The organism is Pseudomonas sp. CFBP13528, assembly GCF_005233615.1.
GTDB lineage: Bacteria > Pseudomonadota > Gammaproteobacteria > Pseudomonadales > Pseudomonadaceae > Aquipseudomonas > Aquipseudomonas fluorescens_AM.
The window spans coordinates 1-1534 of record NZ_QGAJ01000038.1 but is presented as its reverse complement, the minus strand read 5'-3'; the positions used below and the strand labels follow the sequence as shown (position 1 = coordinate 1534).

The following is a 1534-nucleotide window of genomic DNA, read 5'->3' as shown; positions in this document are numbered from 1 at the left end:
CAGCCTACCACCTTAAACTTGGACAACCAACGCCAAGCTGGCCTAGCCTTCTCCGTCCCTCCATCGCAATAACCAGAAGTACAGGAATATTAACCTGTTTTCCATCGACTACGCTTTTCAGCCTCGCCTTAGGGACCGACTAACCCTGCGTCGATTAACGTTGCGCAGGAAACCTTGGTCTTTCGGCGTGGGTGTTTTTCACACCCATTGTCGTTACTCATGTCAGCATTCGCACTTCTGATACCTCCAGCAAGCTTCTCAACTCACCTTCACAGGCTTACAGAACGCTCCTCTACCGCATCACTTGCGTGATACCCGTAGCTTCGGTGTATGGTTTGAGCCCCGTTACATCTTCCGCGCAGGCCGACTCGACTAGTGAGCTATTACGCTTTCTTTAAAGGGTGGCTGCTTCTAAGCCAACCTCCTAGCTGTCTAAGCCTTCCCACATCGTTTCCCACTTAACCATAACTTTGGGACCTTAGCTGACGGTCTGGGTTGTTTCCCTTTTCACGACGGACGTTAGCACCCGCCGTGTGTCTCCCATGCTCGGCACTTGTAGGTATTCGGAGTTTGCATCGGTTTGGTAAGTCGGGATGACCCCCTAGCCGAAACAGTGCTCTACCCCCTACAGTGATACATGAGGCGCTACCTAAATAGCTTTCGAGGAGAACCAGCTATCTCCGAGCTTGATTAGCCTTTCACTCCGATCCACAGGTCATCCGCTAACTTTTCAACGGTAGTCGGTTCGGTCCTCCAGTTAGTGTTACCCAACCTTCAACCTGCCCATGGATAGATCGCCCGGTTTCGGGTCTATTCCCAGCGACTAGACGCCCTATTAAGACTCGCTTTCGCTACGCCTCCCCTATTCGGTTAAGCTCGCCACTGAAAATAAGTCGCTGACCCATTATACAAAAGGTACGCAGTCACCCAACAAAGTGGGCTCCCACTGCTTGTACGCATACGGTTTCAGGATCTATTTCACTCCCCTCTCCGGGGTTCTTTTCGCCTTTCCCTCACGGTACTAGTTCACTATCGGTCAGTCAGTAGTATTTAGCCTTGGAGGATGGTCCCCCCATATTCAGACAAAGTTTCTCGTGCTCCGTCCTACTCGATTTCATGACTAAGAGATTTTCGCGTACAGGGCTATCACCCACTATGGCCGCACTTTCCAGAGCGTTCCGCTAATCTCAAAGCCACTTAAGGGCTAGTCCCCGTTCGCTCGCCACTACTAAGGGAATCTCGGTTGATTTCTTTTCCTCAGGGTACTTAGATGTTTCAGTTCCCCTGGTTCGCCTCTTACGCCTATGTATTCAGCGTAAGATAACCATCTTATGATGGCTGGGTTCCCCCATTCAGACATCTCCGGATCAAAGTCTGTTTGCCGACTCCCCGAAGCTTTTCGCAGGCTACCACGTCTTTCATCGCCTCTGACTGCCAAGGCATCCACCGTATGCGCTTCTTCACTTGACCATATAACCCCAAGCAATCTGGTTATACTGTGAAGACAACATTCGCCGAAAATTCGAATTTCTCG

At 50.7% G+C, this 1534-nt stretch carries 1 rRNA gene; it reads right to left on the bottom strand.

The window, feature by feature from the left end:
* Positions 1–1470, bottom strand: a 23S ribosomal RNA gene (locus tag PspCFBP13528_RS27450); the annotation flags it as partial.
* Between the last annotated feature and the right edge of the window lie 64 nt (positions 1471–1534).